This window comes from Faecalibaculum rodentium (genome assembly GCF_001564455.1).
Lineage (GTDB): Bacteria > Bacillota_I > Bacilli_A > Erysipelotrichales > Erysipelotrichaceae > Faecalibaculum > Faecalibaculum rodentium.
The window spans coordinates 2,395,282-2,411,922 of record NZ_CP011391.1; the positions used below are offsets into that span (position 1 = coordinate 2,395,282).

Consider the following 16,641-nt stretch of genomic DNA (forward strand, 5'->3'; position numbering starts at 1 on the left):
TCGATATAATCGTATTATCCGCAAGGAAAGGAGAACTTCATGATGGCGCCTGAATCTGATGTGCTGGAATATAAACAGGATTTGACTAAAACATTCCTTAAAACTGTATCCGCATTTGGCAATTTCCATGATGGAGATATCATTTTCGGTGTGGCAGATGATCTGACTGTACCAGGTCTCGACCATCCGGCGCAGTTTGCTGAATCCGTTGCCCATATGATCAACGATTCATTTACTCCTGCCCCTCCTTATGATGTTTCCGTCAATGAAGATAACCGTACAGTTGCTCTTCATGTGTACAAAGGAATGCATCGTCCCTATCTGTACAAAGGAAAAGCATATGAGCGCCGTGGATCATCTACCGTGGAAACTGACAGAGCCGTTTTACAGGACTTGATTCTCGAATCACGGAATATGACATGGGATGAGCTCCCATCCAGCCGGGAAAATCTCACGTTTGCAGCGTTGGAACGGGAAGCGCAAAATGCCTTCGGTTTAGAGAAACTGGGCAATGATGCTCTGCGGTCCCTTGGACTGCTCAGCGGATCTCGGTTTAACCATGCTGCAGAACTGCTGTCTGATCAGAATGATTTTCCCGGAATTGATTTAACTGTCTTCGGTGATTCTGTGAGTATCATAAGACTCCGCAAAATCATTTCAGGATGTTCCCTGATTGACCAGTACTGGCAGGCACTGGAACTCTTCAAATCTCAATATGTTTATGAAACCATAGAAGAAAGCCTTCGAAAAAAAACAGAGAGAATCCCGGAAACCGCATTCCGGGAAGCACTTGTGAATGCTTTGATTCACCGCAACTGGAACCTTCCTGGTTTTGTTTCTGTCCAGATGTACCCGGACCATATTCAAATCACGTCCCCTGGCGGATTACCCATCACTATTACTGAAGAAGAATATCTGAATGACAATGTTTCCGATCCCCGCAATCAGACACTGGCCTGGATTTTTCTGCGCCTTCATCTGATTGAGCGGCTGGGAACAGGAATCGCCCGAATCAAAGAAGCCTATGCCGGGTCTGAGCCAAAGCCGCAGTTCCACCTGGGTCCACACCGAATCAGAATTGAATTACCCGTTACAGACATCTTTCAGCCTTTGACTTCAAAGCAGTCTCAATACCTGGATAAAATGACACCAGGTGTCCTGTACACACGTCAGGATCTTGAAGCCCTTTTTTCATTGTCCCGTCAGCAGACGTTATCCATCCTCAATACTCTTCTGAAATCCGGTTATCTCACCAGAATGGGCAGTGGACGCGCTGTACGCTACCTGCGCCGCCCTGGTCAGTAATCCACCGGGGTATCCGGCGTTTGCAGAATAAGCGGTTTTGGCTCCAGCCACTTGCACGAAGAGCCCCAAACAGCAGAAGTGTAAACACAAAACCGGATCTGGCAGGCTCCCGTTGCAGGAACCGGCCGGATCCGGTCATCATTCATCCTAGTCTTCGCCCATGAAGGCGTTTTTCAGCTTCTCGAAGGGACCTGCGAAGTCGCCCTTGCGGATCTGTTCGTAGGCCTCGCGTTCCTTTTTCGAGACACGCCGCGGGATCTGGACATTCACATCCACATACTGATCCCCCTGACCTGTACGGCTCGTCACGCCTTTGCCCTTGAGGCGGAAGCGCTGACCCGGCTGCGTGCCTTCGGGGATCTTCAGATCCACCGGACCGTTGACGGTGTCCACCGACAGTGTCGTGCCCAGGATCGCGTCCAGGACCGGAAGTTCCGCTTCGGTGAAGATGTCATTGCCCACGCGCTTGAACCGCGCATCGGGACGCACCATGATCTCGATATACAGATCGCCGTTGGGGCCTCCGTTTTCTCCCGGACCGCCTTTGCCGGGGATCCGGATCTGCTGACCGGACTGGATGCCCTGCGGGATTTTGATATCCAGCTTCACTTTTTTCCGCACATGGCCCTGGCCATGGCATTCGTGACAGCGTTCCTTCACCACTTTGCCCGTACCGCCGCAACGGTCACAAACCGACTGCTGCTGCATGGTGCCAAAGAACGTGTTGACGCTCTGCACCACCCGGCCGCTGCCATGGCATTTGGAGCACGTCTCGATGTCCTCCGGAGACTCCGCTCCGGAGCCGTGGCAGTGCTCACAGGGTTCCTCGACATCCAGCGTCACGGTTTCGGTCTTGCCATGGACGGAATCCATGAAGTCGATCGCCATCTGCCTGTAATGGTCTTCGCCCTGCATCGGCTGGTTGGCCCGGCGTCTGGTCTGACCGCCCCCGAACATGCTTCCGAAGAAGTCCTCGAAGCCATAGCCGCCGGTGGCCTGGCGGAACAAGTCGTTATAGTCGAATCCGCCGGCACCGCCGCCTGCGAAGCCGCCATCCACGCCTGCAAAGCCGAAGCGGTCGTAGTTGGCGCGTTTCTGTTCGTCACCCAGCACTTCGTAGGCTTCGTTGATTTCCTTGAACTTGTCCTCGGCATCCGGTTCCTTGTTTACATCCGGATGATATTTCATGGCGAGCTTCCGGTAGGCTTTCTTGATTTCCTCTTCCGTCGCGGTCCTGGAGACCCCCAGCACCTCGTAATAATCCCGTTTTTCGTCTGCCATATGTTCCCTCTTTCTCAATCCCCCGCTTTTTGCGGGTTTCCCTTTCGTGACTGTCTCTCACTGTTATTGTTCGCATGTCGGGCGCTGCTTTCAATACCGCCCGTCACTTTTTTCCTGCATTCCCCTGTTCGAGATCCGTGCCCGGTACTCCCTGCCACCGGCAATATTCATGCCGGAGAAAGTCTCCGATCGCAAGCCCGGGTCCCGAATAGGAGAATGGAAGAAGCAAAGCTCCTTCCATTCCCTGGTTCAGCCATGCCGGCTGTATGAATCACTGTAGTTTCTGCACCCTCGCCGGGTTTTACCGGCTGCAGTGCAGCAGGCATGTTCAGTGTTTATTTCTTTTCGGCGAACTCTGCATCCACGACATCGTCGTCATCCTTTTTCTCGGATGCCGGCTGTTCCTGAGCAGCGCCCTGTGCGTTCTGATACATCGAAGCGCTCATGGCCTGAGCGGCTTTTTCCAGAGCGTCCAGCTTGGACTGTACAGCAGCCATGTCGTTCTCGTCAAGAGACTTCTGCAGGTCGGCACGGAGGTCCTCAACCTGTTTCTTCTCGGCTTCGCCGATCTTGTCCTTGTTGTCTTCCAGAGTTGCGTCGATCTGGGCAATGAAGCTTTCTGCCTTGTTGCGCAGTTCCACTTCTTCCTTGCGCTTGTCGTCTGCAGCCTTGTTTTCCTCGGCTTCCTTGACCATGCGGTTGATTTCATCCTCGGACAGACCATTGGAGTTCTGGATCACAATGGACTGTTCCTTGCCCGAAGCCTTGTCCTTGGCGGATACATTCACAATACCGTTGGAGTCGATATCGAAGGTTACCTCGATCTGAGGCTGACCACGGCGTGCCGGTGCAATGCCGGTAAGCTGGAAGTTGCCCAGTTCCTTGTTGTCCGCAGCCATGGGACGCTCACCCTGCAGGACACGGATGTCCACAGCAGGCTGGTTGTCCGCAGCGGTGGAGAAGATCTGGGTCTTCTTTGTCGGGATCGTGGTGTTGCGCTCGATCAGCGGTGTCATGACGCCGCCCATGGTTTCGATACCCAGTGTCAGCGGAGTGACATCCAGCAGCAGCACATCCTTGACATCACCAGCCAGGATACCACCCTGAATGGCAGCACCGATGGCTACGGCTTCATCCGGGTTGACGGACTTGTTGGGTTCCTTGCCGGTGGCTTTCTTTACAGCTTCCTGTACAGCCGGGATACGGGTGGAACCGCCGACCAGCAGAACCTGGTCGATGTCGGATACAGACAGGTTTGCATCCTGCAGAGCCTTTTCGATGGGCACGATCGTGCGCTCAACGAGGGACTTGGTCATTTCGTTGAATTTTGCACGTGTCAGCGTGGTGTCGAAGTGCAGCGGGCCGGCAGGACCAGCGGAGATGAAGGGCAGGGAGATCTGTGTCTGCATGGTGGCGGACAGGTCTTTCTTGGCCTTCTCGGCTGCTTCCTTGATACGCTGCATGGCAATCTTGTCAGTGCGCAGGTCGATGTTGTTGTCTTTCTTGAACTGATCGACGATCCAGTCAACCACGATGTTATCGAAGTCATCGCCACCCAGACGGGTATCACCGTTGGTGGACAGAACCTCGAAGGTGCCATCTGCCAGTTCCAGGATCGAGACATCGAAGGTGCCGCCGCCCAGGTCGTAAACCAGGACTTTCTGTTCCTTGTCTGTCTTGTCAATGCCGTAAGCCAGCGCTGCGGCTGTCGGCTCGTTGATGATACGCTTTACTTCCATGCCAGCGATCGTGCCGGCATCCTTGGTGGCCTGACGCTGTGCGTCGTTGAAGTACGCCGGAACCGTGATGACAGCCTCGGTGACTTTCTCGCCCAGGTATTCCTCGGCATAGGCCTTCAGGTACTGCAGGATCATCGCGGAGATTTCCTGCGGGGTGTACTGCTTGCCGTTGATGTCGACCTTTTCACCGGTGCCCATCTTACGCTTGATGGATGCAATGGTGTTGGGGTTTACAACGATCTGACGCTTGGCGGCATCACCGATGATGCGCTCGTCGTCCTTGAATGCCACAACAGAGGGAGTGGTGCGGTTGCCTTCCGGGTTGGGGATGACCTTGGGTTCCTTGCCCTCCATCACAGCGACACAGCTGTTGGTTGTGCCTAAATCGATACCGATAATCTTGCTCATTTGTGAATACCTCCTCAGCTTACGCGCTGACTTTCACCATGGCCGGACGAAGCATCCGGTCTTTCAACATATATCCTTTTTGAAGCACCTGGGTGACGGTTCCGGGCTCGACGCCTTCTGCAGGTTCCTGCATCACTGCCTGCATGGTGGCAGCATCGAAGGGTTTGCCTTCGGCGTCGATTTCCTTCACGCCCTCTTTGTCCAGGACATCCTCGAGCTTCGTGCGGATCATTTCGAATCCCTTCACGAAGTTCTGCGTCTCCTCGGACTGAGGTGCATTGGCGAGGGCCAGGTTCATGGAATCCAGCACCGGCAGCAGCTCAAGCGCCGCCTGCTGGAACCGGTACTTCCGGTCCGCCTCTGCCTGTTTCACCAGGCGCTTTCTCGTGTTGTCTGCGTCCGCATAGGCGCGGGCCACATCGTTTTTGGCTTCTTTCAGATCATCCTCCAGTTTGGAGATGATGGACTGAAGTTCGGCAGCCGGATCGGTTTCCGGCGCAGGTGCTTCCTGTTCGGCAGTCACTTCTTCTTCAGCCGCCGCTTTTTCGGCTTCCGGCTTCATTTCCGCCGGTTCCGTTTCCTGCTGCGGCTTCTTGTGTTTGCTCATCCTGCCTACCTCCTTTTTTGTCTGTGCCAAAGATCTCCTCGATGACATCGCTCATGGCGTCTGTCAGCGCAATGACCCTGGCATAAGGCATGCGATTGGGACCAACCACCATCAGGCGTCCCTCTTCCTCGTCACAGGTCCTGAATTTCGCCGTGACAACGGAACAGTCTCCAATCTGGATCAGTTCATTGCGCCCCCCGATGGGGACCGCGATGTTCGTGGACTGATGGGTCCAGGCATTGAACAGATCGCTGTCTTCCAGGATCTTCATCAGCTTCCGGACCCGGTTCACGTCGGAGAACTCCGGCTGGGCCAGCATGTTGCTGCGGCCGGATACCGCCATTTTTTCCGCCGCGAAGTTCATGAACGCCGCCGCAAAGGCTTCGTACAGCACCTCGCTTCGTGCCAGCTTCGCCGCCATGAGCGGCCGGAGCTCTTCCAGGTGCCCCGCAATGTCTTCCAGACGGATTCCCTTCAGGTGACTGTTGAGAAGATCCGTGCAGGTGGTGAGATCGGGCAGGCTCACGTCCTGCTCAAACCGGAACAGCTTGTTCTCGGTGTGTCCGGTGTCGGTGACAAACAGCGCCACGGCGGAGTCTGTGCTCAATGGCACCATCGCCACGTGCTGCAGTCTCTGACCGGATGCATCCGGTCCCAGGACAATGCTGGTCAGGCTGGTCATTTCCGACAGGACATCACTGGCGATCCGGACGACTTCCTCCAGGGTATACTGCCGCTCCATGAAGATGTCCCGGAGGGTCGTGCGCACCGTTGTCGGCAGCGAAGTCTCCATCAGGTTCTCCACATAATAGCGGTAACCCCGGCGGCTGGGAATGCGTCCGCTGGAGATGTGTGTTTTCTCCAGCAGACCTGCGCGTTCCAGCACAGCCATTTCGTTTCGGATCGTGGCACTGGACAGCGGATGATCCAGCAGTTCCATGAGCGCCTTCGAGCCAACCGGCTCGGCGGTGCAGGTGAACCGTTCCACAATGGTCCTGAAAATAAGTTTCTGCCGCTGGGTCAGTTCCATATCACCGCCCCTTTCTAGCACTCGGACCTCTTGTCTGCTAACAGAATACCACTCTTTTTAGCAGAGTCAACAGTCGGATGCTATCTTCGGCAAATCCATTTTCCCATATCTCCATATACAAGGGATAATGATGTGACTGTCCGGCTGCCGATTTGCGATTGGATGGTCTGCAGGAGAAACCGCCATGATCCTTAGTGGTCTTTCAGATGCCGATGATGGGTGAAAAGGGCTGGTTTGCTCTCAGGCCGATGGTGGCAGACAAGCCCGAATAGATAAGGGAGGTTCGTTTACTGCTGTTGATGGAGGAAAGGCCGGCTGTCTGCTTCAGCTGCCTGAATCAGATGCCAGACTGAGCGCCGGTCGTGGGTCATAGTACAAAAATAGGGTACAAATTTGATAAAATCAGGTAAGTTTGTACCCTATTTTTGTACAAGGCACCGATACAAGAAACGTATCCCACAGAAACCCAGATTCTGAGAGGCTTTATTCTTTGCGATCGATCCGCAATCTCTGTCTGTACTTTCTCCAGCAGCGGGAATGACAGCAATGAACAAAAGAGAATCGTCCGGAGCCTCGGACAGGAGTTGCGGAACATATTGGTTATTTCTGCGGAAAGAGAGACCAGATTAGCGAGGCTGAACATTGAGATAACGGAACAGGAGAGCATTCTTTCCAGCCTGGATGGCAAGAAGGCAAGACTGAGGGCTGAACTGGAAGAGTACAGGAATATGGATTCATCCATCAGCCTGGTCTAATCCTTTGCTTGAAGAAAACTATTTCGAACCATGCTGGTATCGTTTAAACAGTGAGCAGCGGCAGGGAGTCACAAATGCCTGTCACAAACTTGAGAGCACCAGGAAGAAACTTTCAGAACTGGAATAAACCATTGTCAGGAACAATGCGATCATCACCAGGCAGAAACAGGCTTTCGATGTAAAAATGGATGAGTACGCCAGACTGAAGACAGAGACAGACCGATACAAAGAGGTTCTGTCGGAGGCGGGATCACTGTCCGCTGTCTGGATAAATGAAGAGCCATTGTTTCATCTTTTATGGTTGCAGCGAAAGCAATGTGCAAAACAGGCATCTGACCTTAGAATAATTTACGGACAGTCCATTTAGAGATTCTAAGAATACCGGTATCTATGTCATAGAACTACAATCACTATGAAAGAGGAAAATCTATGGCAAAGAAACGTAAAACATTTACAGATGAATTCAAGCAGGATGCGGTTCAATTTTTGACTAACCATCCAGAAATGACCGTTATAGAATGTGCTGAAACACTTGGTGTAGGCCGCAGCACCCTGGAAAGATGGAGGGCAGATTTCAACCGATCCGGTCTTTCAGCTGTGACAGCTCATAATAATGACAAGGAAGAAAAAGACCTTCTCAAAGAAAATGTCAGGCTTCAACGAGAACTCAGGGACTCACAGGAGGCTTTGAAGATTCTAAAAAAAGCCATAAGCATTCTGGGAAACTGAAGCAGGTCGAATACGAACTTGTTGCCGAGGATCATAAAGCTGGAATCCAATTCTCGGTATCCAGGGTGCTTCATAAACTTGGTCTTTCAAGATCTGGCTATTACGACTATTTAAAGCGGAAACCCAGCCACCAGGAAAAGCGCAGGCATGATGTGAAAAAGGCCATCCTTCAGATTTATGAAGACAGCCACGAAAACTACGGAGCGCCAAAAATCGCTAAAATCCTGAACTCAGGAGGGATCTCCATTACAGAAAGGACCGTTGGTGTTTATATGCGTCAAATGGGGATCCGAGCACAGTGGGTCAAGCCTCATACACAAACCACAATACGAAGTGATTTCAGTGGAAATCTGAAGAATCTTCTGGATAGAAACTTCTCTCCGGCTCACCCAAACTGCGTATGGTGCACAGATATCACCTATATCCACACAAAGCTGGACGGATTCGTTTACCTTGCCTGCATCATGGATCTGTATTCCAGAAGGATCATTTCCTGGAAGCTTACAAAAACGCTGGACACAGGTCCAATTCTGAAATCGATCGAAGAAGCCAGAAAACGCCGGCCGTCCCAGGAACCGATAATGATTCATACGGACCGAGGAATCCACTATACCTGTGATCTGTACAGAAAACTGACCAGAGGAATGATTCGCAGTTATTCAGCAAAAGGAGTTCCGTATGACAACGCCTGTATTGAATCATTCCACTCCCTGATCAAGAGGGAATGGCTGAGCAGGTTCGATATACAGAACTACAGGCATGCATACCGACTGGTGAGTCAGTATATAGATGACTGGTACAACCCTGAACGGATACACAGCCACTGTGGATATATGTCCCCAGCAGAATATGAAGTAATGTTCCAAAGGACCAGCACTGACTGAGAAAGAATTCTGGAGCGCCCTTTACAGTGGGCTATCCCCTGGTAGACTGATGAGCCTTCAGCCAAGAACTGTCAGATATTGACTCTTTGGATGAAGGCAAGAGAAAGGGGTCCAGGGGATAGTGGGCCCCACTGTCAAGGGAGGAAGCGGAGGAAATCTTTCGTAGAATTGGCAGTATCTGCCGACTCTCTAAAATCAGTGTCCGTTTTCTTGACATAGGACCAATCAGCCCGTGCCTGAAGGGTCCGGATGCCTGTTTTGATTATGTCCTCACCATGTATCTCCCATTGTATTGCGTCTCTCGGTCGTCCACGACACCAGAAACAAGGTTACGTCTATCATCCGCGGACGATAGAGCTATCTGCCTGATTATCTGCTTTATCTGCCTGAATCAGATCCGGGAAATTTTGCGCAGCCTCCTAAGCAACATCAGAAAACGCAAAAAAATAGGGTACAAACATTAAGGGTTTTCCTTAATATGTACCCTATCACCTTTACCCGGCATGACTCTCATTCAGATTCTAAAGCAGGCAGATTGCCTGAGTTTCTGATTGTGGAAACTGCTCCACATCCAGCCACCGAAACATGTGCCAGACAATGCAGACCCTTCATCAGATGTATAATTTGCCTGCCCACCTTTGCAAACTCTGCAGATAGTTCGAATATTGAAGACAACGCGCCAGGTCCTTCCGTCAAGGAAACTGGCGCGTTATTATATTTATCTCATAAAACTTGGCTTTTTAAGTTTCGTGACATTTACCTTGCCTGTTTGGGCAGGCATTTCAAGAGGCGATACATTATAATATGTACTTCTCTTATGAGCTGAAACACGAAAGCTATCAGGAAGCTTCGTATTCATGCTCCGCGAAATGTCATCTCTAATCACCTTATTAATTACCAACTCTTCAAAATTCATTGTTCATCTCCTGTGATTCTATAATAATTCATTAAAACATTCTCTGTATTTATCAAAATACAGCTGGTTTACATATGAAAACAACTCGCTGGTTTTCAATGGACTACTGTTATGCATAGCAGACCGAAGCAAAAAGAGACTGGATTTTGGAGGGACTTTGTGAAATGTTTTCTTCCACGCTTCCTGTTTCCTGCACTCCAACAAATATTGAAGAATTCGACCAAGATCTCCAACAAGAAACTTGTTTTCGATATTATACCAATCACTGATTTCCGTGTGAAGTGAATTGATTATCCTCATCTGCATCTCTGTGATATAACTGATATCATTTTTCCTGGAATCCTTCATGTGTGGCTCATTAGAAAGCAGAGAATCAAAATCTGATTGAGTATAGTCTCTGGGATCCACAATTCCGTTATCAAGTATCAGCAATATGATTGCTATTCTAATACGGCTGTTGATCGACATATCTCCGTTCTTTGGACTTTTGAACATTGCCAAAAGATACTCTTGAGGTGTCATCTTTAAAAGCTCTGCAGCAGATAGATCTGCATAGGCCTCTCTCATGATCTCCAATGTTCGAAGTGTTCGATGATGAGCCTGATCCAATAAATCTGTCAGATTTGAAAACGCGGAAGCGTATACAATTGCAAAAATCTCAACTGGTATTGCACGCTGGTCGGATGCCATCATCTCATGAATAAATACATAATCATTCAATAATGATTTATATAAGTTTTCCTCTGATTTCAGCCCAATACCTTTGATCTCAGCTTCCATTCTGCTCGCTGTAAGATCTGAATCCCCAATAGATTCAACTTTGTTTTTCCATCTTCCTTTTTCACTGAACGACCAATCATCAAAACTCTTCATTAACAAATCTTTCAGCCTGATAAAATCATCTTGTGTACGGTCTTTGGCTAATATATTTGCAAAGTCATCCAGAGAAAACTTTTCTCCCTCAAGAAAAGATACATAAAGATATGTTAAATTATCAAAATATGAATCAAGCAGGATTTTTGCCCGGGCTTTTCTTCTGCGGATTTTATCCCCGGCAAAATGGGAGATCTCGTGAGCCGCCGTGAACAAACCGTCACTCAATTTTAGTGTTGAACCGAAATTAACAGTATATATATACAACTCTCGTATGGTGTCATCAGATTGAAACGGTACTTTACAAATAGATGAATGATTGCTGATAGTCGGCGCAGAAAACACAAGGAATTCTTTACTCGGCTTGTCTTCCTTGCTGAGTGCTTCAATCATGGTTTCCGCCAATACACTACTGAATCCAATCAAGGTTGCTGGTGCAATCCCATCAAACTCCCAATGGCTGTCTTTTCTTCGAAGCATGGACTGTGCATTGCAAAGCAGTAAATCCTGGAACGCTTTCGATGTAATGTCTATATTCTGTATAAGATCCTGATAAGCCTCTTCATCATTTTTCTGAATTATTTGCTGTCTTATACTGTCAAAATCTGGTAACTTCCGCAATACAGATGACAGCAGCAAAGAAATTGGGTTTAACAATCTATTTTCTTCCTGTTGCCGTATGTACTGATATGCTGATTTGAAATAGGCATGATTCTTTGGCTCTACAGCATTATTACTCTCTACTCCTGATTTTCGAGAATTACCTACTCTATATGGCAGATTTCGATATATATCTTCACAAGCACTCCATGGGCTATATAACTTGACGTTAAACTGCTCAAATTGCTTAATCACTTTTTCAAAAACCGCAAAGAAGTTAGCTGCTCGTTTATTCGTAAAGGGAACAACAACATCTATCGCTCCTGCTGTACTGGATATCCTGGAGTCTCCCTGAACATTGAGCAGGCTACCACCTGATATCGTTGTCTCAAATCTGTTTTCAACAGAAAAGAAATCCCACATATCAGAGTTTTGCCTTGAAATATCAGACAGCTCATCTTTGTTTCTGATTTTGATTTTTAACTCGCCGGACAATAACTCATCTGACTGTAGTTTGTCGGTTCCCGGGTTGATCATAACTATGGTATACATGTTCGAAACAGAGACACCAAATCTGCGCAGGCGCTTGATTTCCGATAAATATCTCCTCCACGCTTTTTCGTATGTATCTCCTGCCTGAAACAGAACCAGATTGTAAGTATCAAGGCTTTGAAACCAGCAATTATTTCTCCTGGCCCTTCCATTTGTCAATTCTGAGACAGCCTTCGGTATGGATGGAATGCTATTCCCAACATTTTCCGAGATAATCACGAACCCAACGAGGAGATAGGGAGACTGATCAATCCGCTTCCAAAACTGCTCCGGATCTTTCTTTTTATAGAATACCAGTGAATTAGACTGTGCTGAATCATTTATATTTATATCAGGTAATTTATCATGAGCTTTCAGTAATTGCGGGAAGTGGTTGCGTGTCAATGACCTGAAAGAACCTAATACAGCGTCATTATTTGTCCCCCCATTCGGCTTCGCCAATACGAGTCGGTAAATCATACTAAGCCTCTTTCTAAGATGGCAATCAATTCAGATGGATAGCGACAAAAGAGTGTGGCATTGAATACTGCATTTCTGACCTGTTTGCCATACTCTTCTCCCTTCTTAGGAAACGTAATGCTGTTCCAGTCAACAAAGGACTTTGTGTTTAAGATATACCTGCAGGCATATTCATATACGTTCCGGATATGTTCAAAACTGGCAGCATCAGAATCTTTACTATCATAGAGTCCTGATTCCATATACCGCTGAACCGTTTGCTGCATCTCTTTATCTGGATATTCGAGTTCAGCCAAAATGATAGGAGTCTTTACATTTTTCAGATTTGCTTCATCAAATAATTGACTGACATACAAAGCCGTAAATCCATGTAAGGCCGCAATGTATGACCGGGCTACCTTTTCCCTCGAAGCTGTACCATCAGTAACAGTTTTCCCCAGCATGTCCAGATAACAGGTTAATAATGCTGATGCTTTTCCGGTACCATTTTTCTGTTCATGAAAAAACTGCAGCATAAGAAGAAAGAAAACCTGATCTGTAAATTTACGAGTAGATAGAGATTTGTCACAGGCCTTCAATTGCTCTGAGAACAGCCGTTTGAGAAAAATCTCTGATTCTCGTCTACCTCTTGGGGAGCATTCAAAACAGTTGAAAATAGTCGCCTCTGCCACATTATTCATCAATTCGATTGCAGAAGCCGGATCCTTCAACTTCTGCAATTCTCCATTCCAGTCAGTTTCTTCCGAGTTTTTTTGCAGATCTAACTCAATCTGTTTTAATACATAACTGAGAATAATCGCTTTGTACTCTAATTCTTCATCATTGGACTTTAGAAACCGTTTCAACACCGAATAATCTACAGATAGTTTTTGAGGACTTATCATTGAAACCAAATGGATTCTCTTCCTTGGTTCCACCTGTTGGTCAGCCGTTTCATTTTTTGTAATTTGCAGACCATTAGTCCTATTCTTTTTATTCCCACGCTGTCTATATGTGTCCGGATTCATAGTCTTTACAGTGATAATGATGACAATCAGCACAACGGCTATATCAAGCAAGAGATGTAATAACGGATACTGTTCCGATATCATTACAAATCCCGGAATACCAGGTGTTTCTTCGTAATTCGTCATAATGATATACGACCCAAGAAGACCAAGAAACACTCCGATAACCAACATTTGCATCCAGCTTCTGCGATTATAAATAGTATTTATGTGCTGAAAAACAGGAATACCCAGTATCTCGTCTTTCATGGCAATGATAATACCTATTAAAACGCCAAATACTATTTCCATAAAACTCCTTACTACATCTTCAAACGCAAAACCGTATAATATCTGTTTTATTGCGTTTTAGATTTTTGAAAATTGGGATTTCAGAAGCTCTGAAATCCCAAATCAGACATAAGAATTAAAAACCAATATACGAACTCAAGCTTCCTTCTTCCGCCTCCACAGCACCACCAGTGCCAGTACGCTCAGGGAAATCCCTGCCAGCATCAGGAACTGATCCTGCTGCAGCTCAGCCGCCGTCTTCGCCTTTGACGGTTTCGTCGGTTTCTTTCTGTACGAGTCCGTCTTGCCAAAGGAAGTCGCATCATAGCTGCCGGACTTATCCGGGATCGTTGCCAGATAGGAAGTCATGACATACCCGGCTTCCCCCAGCTCAGTCTGACGGACATAGTAGATCCCCAGGGGCAGATCGCTGAATGTCACCGTGTTGGATTCCCCGATGGTCCTCGTAGCATAGGGCTGCAGGCCTTCCTGATCGATGTAGTCACCCACAAACTCAATCAGAGGATGAGACTCATCCGCATCCCAGTAGTTCAGATCCTGCTCCGTAAAGTGGAACCGGATTCCTTCAAACCCCGGTGCATTCTGATACTCATATGGACCATCCTCTGATACCCCAATGGTCGCCACCTGCCAGATGGCATAGGATGATCCCTCCAGCGGGTATTTTCCATTGAATGAAATCGTCAGGGATCCTCGCTCGTTCAAATCAATATCCTGCGCTGCAACGGGCATCGCCGCAAACAGCGGGATCAGCAGAAGGATCCATAACTTTCTCAAAATTCCCTTCATAAGTTTCCCTCAACTTTCTAACCTTTCTTTTTCCGTCCTCTGGCCATTACCCAGACAAAGAGTCCGATCAGGACAGGAACGGCAATGAACAGCGCCACAAGCTTCGAGTCAATGAGCATGGCCTCATTTCGTGTATTGATGAAATCATCCGGCAGGTTGTCCACACGGTGACCGCGTACCATTAGACGATGCGAATTGATACCGTATGGCGTACATGTCATCAAAGTGACATAATCTTTTCCATCTTCTATCTCCAGCTTTGAATAATCTGTTGGCAGCACAATGGAAATCTGATCTACCTGGTATGTCATAAGATTATCCAGTGACTGAATCATGAAATAATCCCCTTCCTCCAAATCATCAAGATCTGTAAGGAGCTTGGCAGATGGCAGTCCCCTGTGCCCTGAAATTACTGAATGAGTTCCCTGACCCCCGATCGGCAGAGAGGAACCCTCAATATGACCCAGAGCAGTATTTAAAACTGAATCATCCGTTCCATGATAGATGGGCAGGTTTACACGCAAAGACGGAATTTTCAGGATTCCCATCATTCCATCTTCCGTAATATTCAATGTCTCCTCATATTTTTTGTGCAATGCATCCGAAGGATTGAACCGGTAAGTCTCCTTAGAAAGCAAAGAATTGTATTCCTTTGCTCCCTCAATCATCTGATCATATTCCTCCGGACTCATGCGATTTACCGTATCCTCATAGGATACAACCGCCCTGGATGCATACATTGAATTCACCCAGTCCGAAACTGTCGGATACAACAGCAGGGACAACCCTGCCGTGAAAATGATTATGAGGAGAATCGTGGTGAGATTCTTTCTTATAAACTTCATTGCAGAGTTCTCCCTGCCATTGAATCAGGAAGGCAGTCTTCCTGATTCAACGACAGTAAATCAACTTGTCAAAAGAGCTTATGCAGCCATTCTCTTGCGAACAACGAATAGTACTGCTGCACCAGCAACCATCAGGCCGCCAATCGTGTACAGAGCCGTTGTACCCATACCACCTGTGGAAGGCAGAGTCGCACCACCCTTGGTGTTCTCGATGTTTGCCTTCACTTCATTCATAGAAGGATTCGAAACATTAGTATCATTAAGAGTTACATTAAACTGCTGACGGGATGTCATCAGGTTATAACCAGCCGGTGCTTTGGTTTCCTGCAGCCAGTAGGAACCTTCAGGCAGACCAGTCACGTGGAACTGACCATCAGTTCCAGAAGTCAGAGTGGTTACAGAACTGTCACCATCTACAGGAGCCTGTACATAACGATATGTATCTCCATCCTTGATAAAACTCAGTTTTGTTCCTTCAGTGGCTTCTGTATAAATCTCGAATTCTGCACCAGCAAGAGTGGTAGCCTCGTCGTTTGCATCCACCTTTGTGAAGTCAGCTTTTCCAAGGAAGATTTTTACAAAGTCATTGACTGTATCGTTATCTCCCGGCTTAACTACGACAGTGTTCTGTACGGATCCTGCAGAAACTGCAGCATCCGTTACTGTTGCCCGGTAAGTAATCGTTACAGAAGTGGAAGCTGTTAATCTCTGCAGATAAGTATCTTTGAAAGCAACAGTGATTTTCTGGCCATCTACAGAGACTGAATAATCTTTGTCATTTGTCAATGTGCTAGGAGTTATAGAGATAGAATCAGCAACAAGTTCCAGACCCGTTCCCATCGTATCGGTGATGGTGAAAGATTTCAGACCAGGTTCAATGTTTGTGGTAATCTCAAAGGATTTGATTTCTCCAACATAAGCGGTTGAGTGATCGGCATCTACTTGAGTATTTTCAGGATCATTAACCTTCTTATCAACATTAGTCGGTTTGTTCTTATCGGTAATTGTCACGCTGGGAGTTGCTGTATTAATGCTGGCAATCGTTCCTGCATCTGTTTTTACATAGTAATAACCATAAGGAACATCTGTAATGGACAATGCACCTGCTGTATCTGCCGTCACAGATTTATGATCGAATACTTTATTCAAATCATCAACTTCTTTCGAATTCAGGAATGTAGCAATATCTTGACCTGTGATTCCAGTCTTAACTGCTACGTTATACTTGCCATTTGCAGTAGCCTGGAAATTAAATAATTCAGGATTTGCTGAAGCAAAGAATGTTTTCTGCTCTTCTGTCGCAATATAAGAAGCAGTTCTTTTATCATCAAACTCTACGCCAGGGTTGATTACATCATGAGTCTGTTCTGTAGCGCTTACCTCAAAAATCTGATAGGCAGTATACGTTTTTCCCTTCTGGGCATTGGCAATGGTAATGGTTCCCTCGCCGGCGGCAAGTTCTGCAGCATTGACTGTTGTCAGGCCAACACCAGCCACCATAGTAGCTGCTGCGGCAACAGAGAACATCTTTTTAAAATTTTTGTTCATAATTTCCTTTCTTTTCCTTTCCG

The 16,641-nt window shown here is 47.5% G+C and carries 13 protein-coding genes; 3 read left to right on the forward strand and 10 right to left on the reverse strand.

The features are described from left to right. The first annotated feature begins 39 nt into the window (after positions 1 to 39). Entirely contained in the window at positions 40 to 1,305 is a 1,266-nt protein-coding gene (locus aalo17_RS11715; protein ID WP_067559782.1) for an ATP-binding protein, read from the forward strand. A gap of 147 nt (positions 1,306 to 1,452) precedes the next feature. On the opposite strand, the gene dnaJ is transcribed toward aalo17_RS11715, so the two are convergent. From dnaJ to hrcA, 4 genes are all read right to left on the reverse strand, one after another. After that, complete coding sequence (dnaJ, locus tag aalo17_RS11720; RefSeq protein ID WP_067559784.1) at positions 1,453 to 2,586, reverse strand: molecular chaperone DnaJ; 1,134 nt, start codon at positions 2,584 to 2,586, stop codon at positions 1,453 to 1,455. 335 nt (positions 2,587 to 2,921) lie between these two features. Beyond that, on the reverse strand, positions 2,922 to 4,733 hold the full coding sequence (gene dnaK, locus aalo17_RS11725; protein ID WP_067559786.1) for a molecular chaperone DnaK: 1,812 nt from the start codon (positions 4,731 to 4,733) through the stop codon (positions 2,922 to 2,924). A gap of 19 nt (positions 4,734 to 4,752) precedes the next feature. Next, entirely contained in the window at positions 4,753 to 5,340 is a 588-nt protein-coding gene (gene grpE / locus aalo17_RS11730; RefSeq protein WP_067559788.1) for a nucleotide exchange factor GrpE, read from the reverse strand. Next, a complete protein-coding gene (gene hrcA, locus aalo17_RS11735; protein ID WP_067559790.1) occupies positions 5,264 to 6,370 on the reverse strand; it encodes a heat-inducible transcriptional repressor HrcA in 1,107 nt (368 codons plus the stop codon). The genes grpE and hrcA overlap by 77 nt, the downstream gene beginning before the upstream one ends. Positions 6,371 to 7,554: 1,184 nt before the next feature. Here hrcA and aalo17_RS11740 point away from each other — a divergent pair. Together aalo17_RS11740 and aalo17_RS11745 are read left to right on the forward strand one after the other, a co-directional pair. After that, complete coding sequence (locus tag aalo17_RS11740) at positions 7,555 to 7,854, forward strand: transposase (RefSeq protein WP_067554245.1); 300 nt, start codon at positions 7,555 to 7,557, stop codon at positions 7,852 to 7,854. Then, complete coding sequence (locus aalo17_RS11745; RefSeq protein WP_067554248.1) at positions 7,851 to 8,738, forward strand: IS3 family transposase; 888 nt, start codon at positions 7,851 to 7,853, stop codon at positions 8,736 to 8,738. The genes aalo17_RS11740 and aalo17_RS11745 overlap by 4 nt, the downstream gene beginning before the upstream one ends. A 718-nt stretch (positions 8,739 to 9,456) precedes the next feature. Here aalo17_RS11745 and aalo17_RS11750 read toward each other — a convergent pair. The 6 genes from aalo17_RS11750 to aalo17_RS11775 all read right to left on the reverse strand — a co-directional run bounded on the left by aalo17_RS11750 (position 9,457) and on the right by aalo17_RS11775 (position 16,618). After that, a complete protein-coding gene (locus aalo17_RS11750; protein ID WP_067559792.1) occupies positions 9,457 to 9,654 on the reverse strand; it encodes a hypothetical protein in 198 nt (65 codons plus the stop codon). Positions 9,655 to 9,672: 18 nt separating this feature from the next. Beyond that, a complete protein-coding gene (locus tag aalo17_RS11755; RefSeq protein ID WP_067559794.1) occupies positions 9,673 to 12,138 on the reverse strand; it encodes a hypothetical protein in 2,466 nt (821 codons plus the stop codon). Next, on the reverse strand, positions 12,135 to 13,436 hold the full coding sequence (locus aalo17_RS11760) for a hypothetical protein (protein WP_067559796.1): 1,302 nt from the start codon (positions 13,434 to 13,436) through the stop codon (positions 12,135 to 12,137). The genes aalo17_RS11755 and aalo17_RS11760 overlap by 4 nt, the downstream gene beginning before the upstream one ends. 135 nt (positions 13,437 to 13,571) lie before the next feature. Then, the gene (locus aalo17_RS11765) at positions 13,572 to 14,225 is read right to left on the reverse strand and encodes an LPXTG cell wall anchor domain-containing protein (RefSeq protein WP_067559798.1); all 654 of its coding nucleotides are present in this window, start codon (positions 14,223 to 14,225) and stop codon (positions 13,572 to 13,574) included. A gap of 17 nt (positions 14,226 to 14,242) precedes the next feature. Then, positions 14,243 to 15,070 (reverse strand): class C sortase, encoded by an 828-nt coding sequence (locus aalo17_RS11770; RefSeq protein WP_236940481.1) that lies wholly within the window; start codon positions 15,068 to 15,070, stop codon positions 14,243 to 14,245. 78 nt (positions 15,071 to 15,148) lie between these two features. Beyond that, positions 15,149 to 16,618, reverse strand: a complete 1,470-nt coding sequence (locus aalo17_RS11775; RefSeq protein ID WP_067559800.1) for a SpaH/EbpB family LPXTG-anchored major pilin — start codon at positions 16,616 to 16,618, stop codon at positions 15,149 to 15,151. Positions 16,619 to 16,641 lie beyond the last annotated feature (23 nt).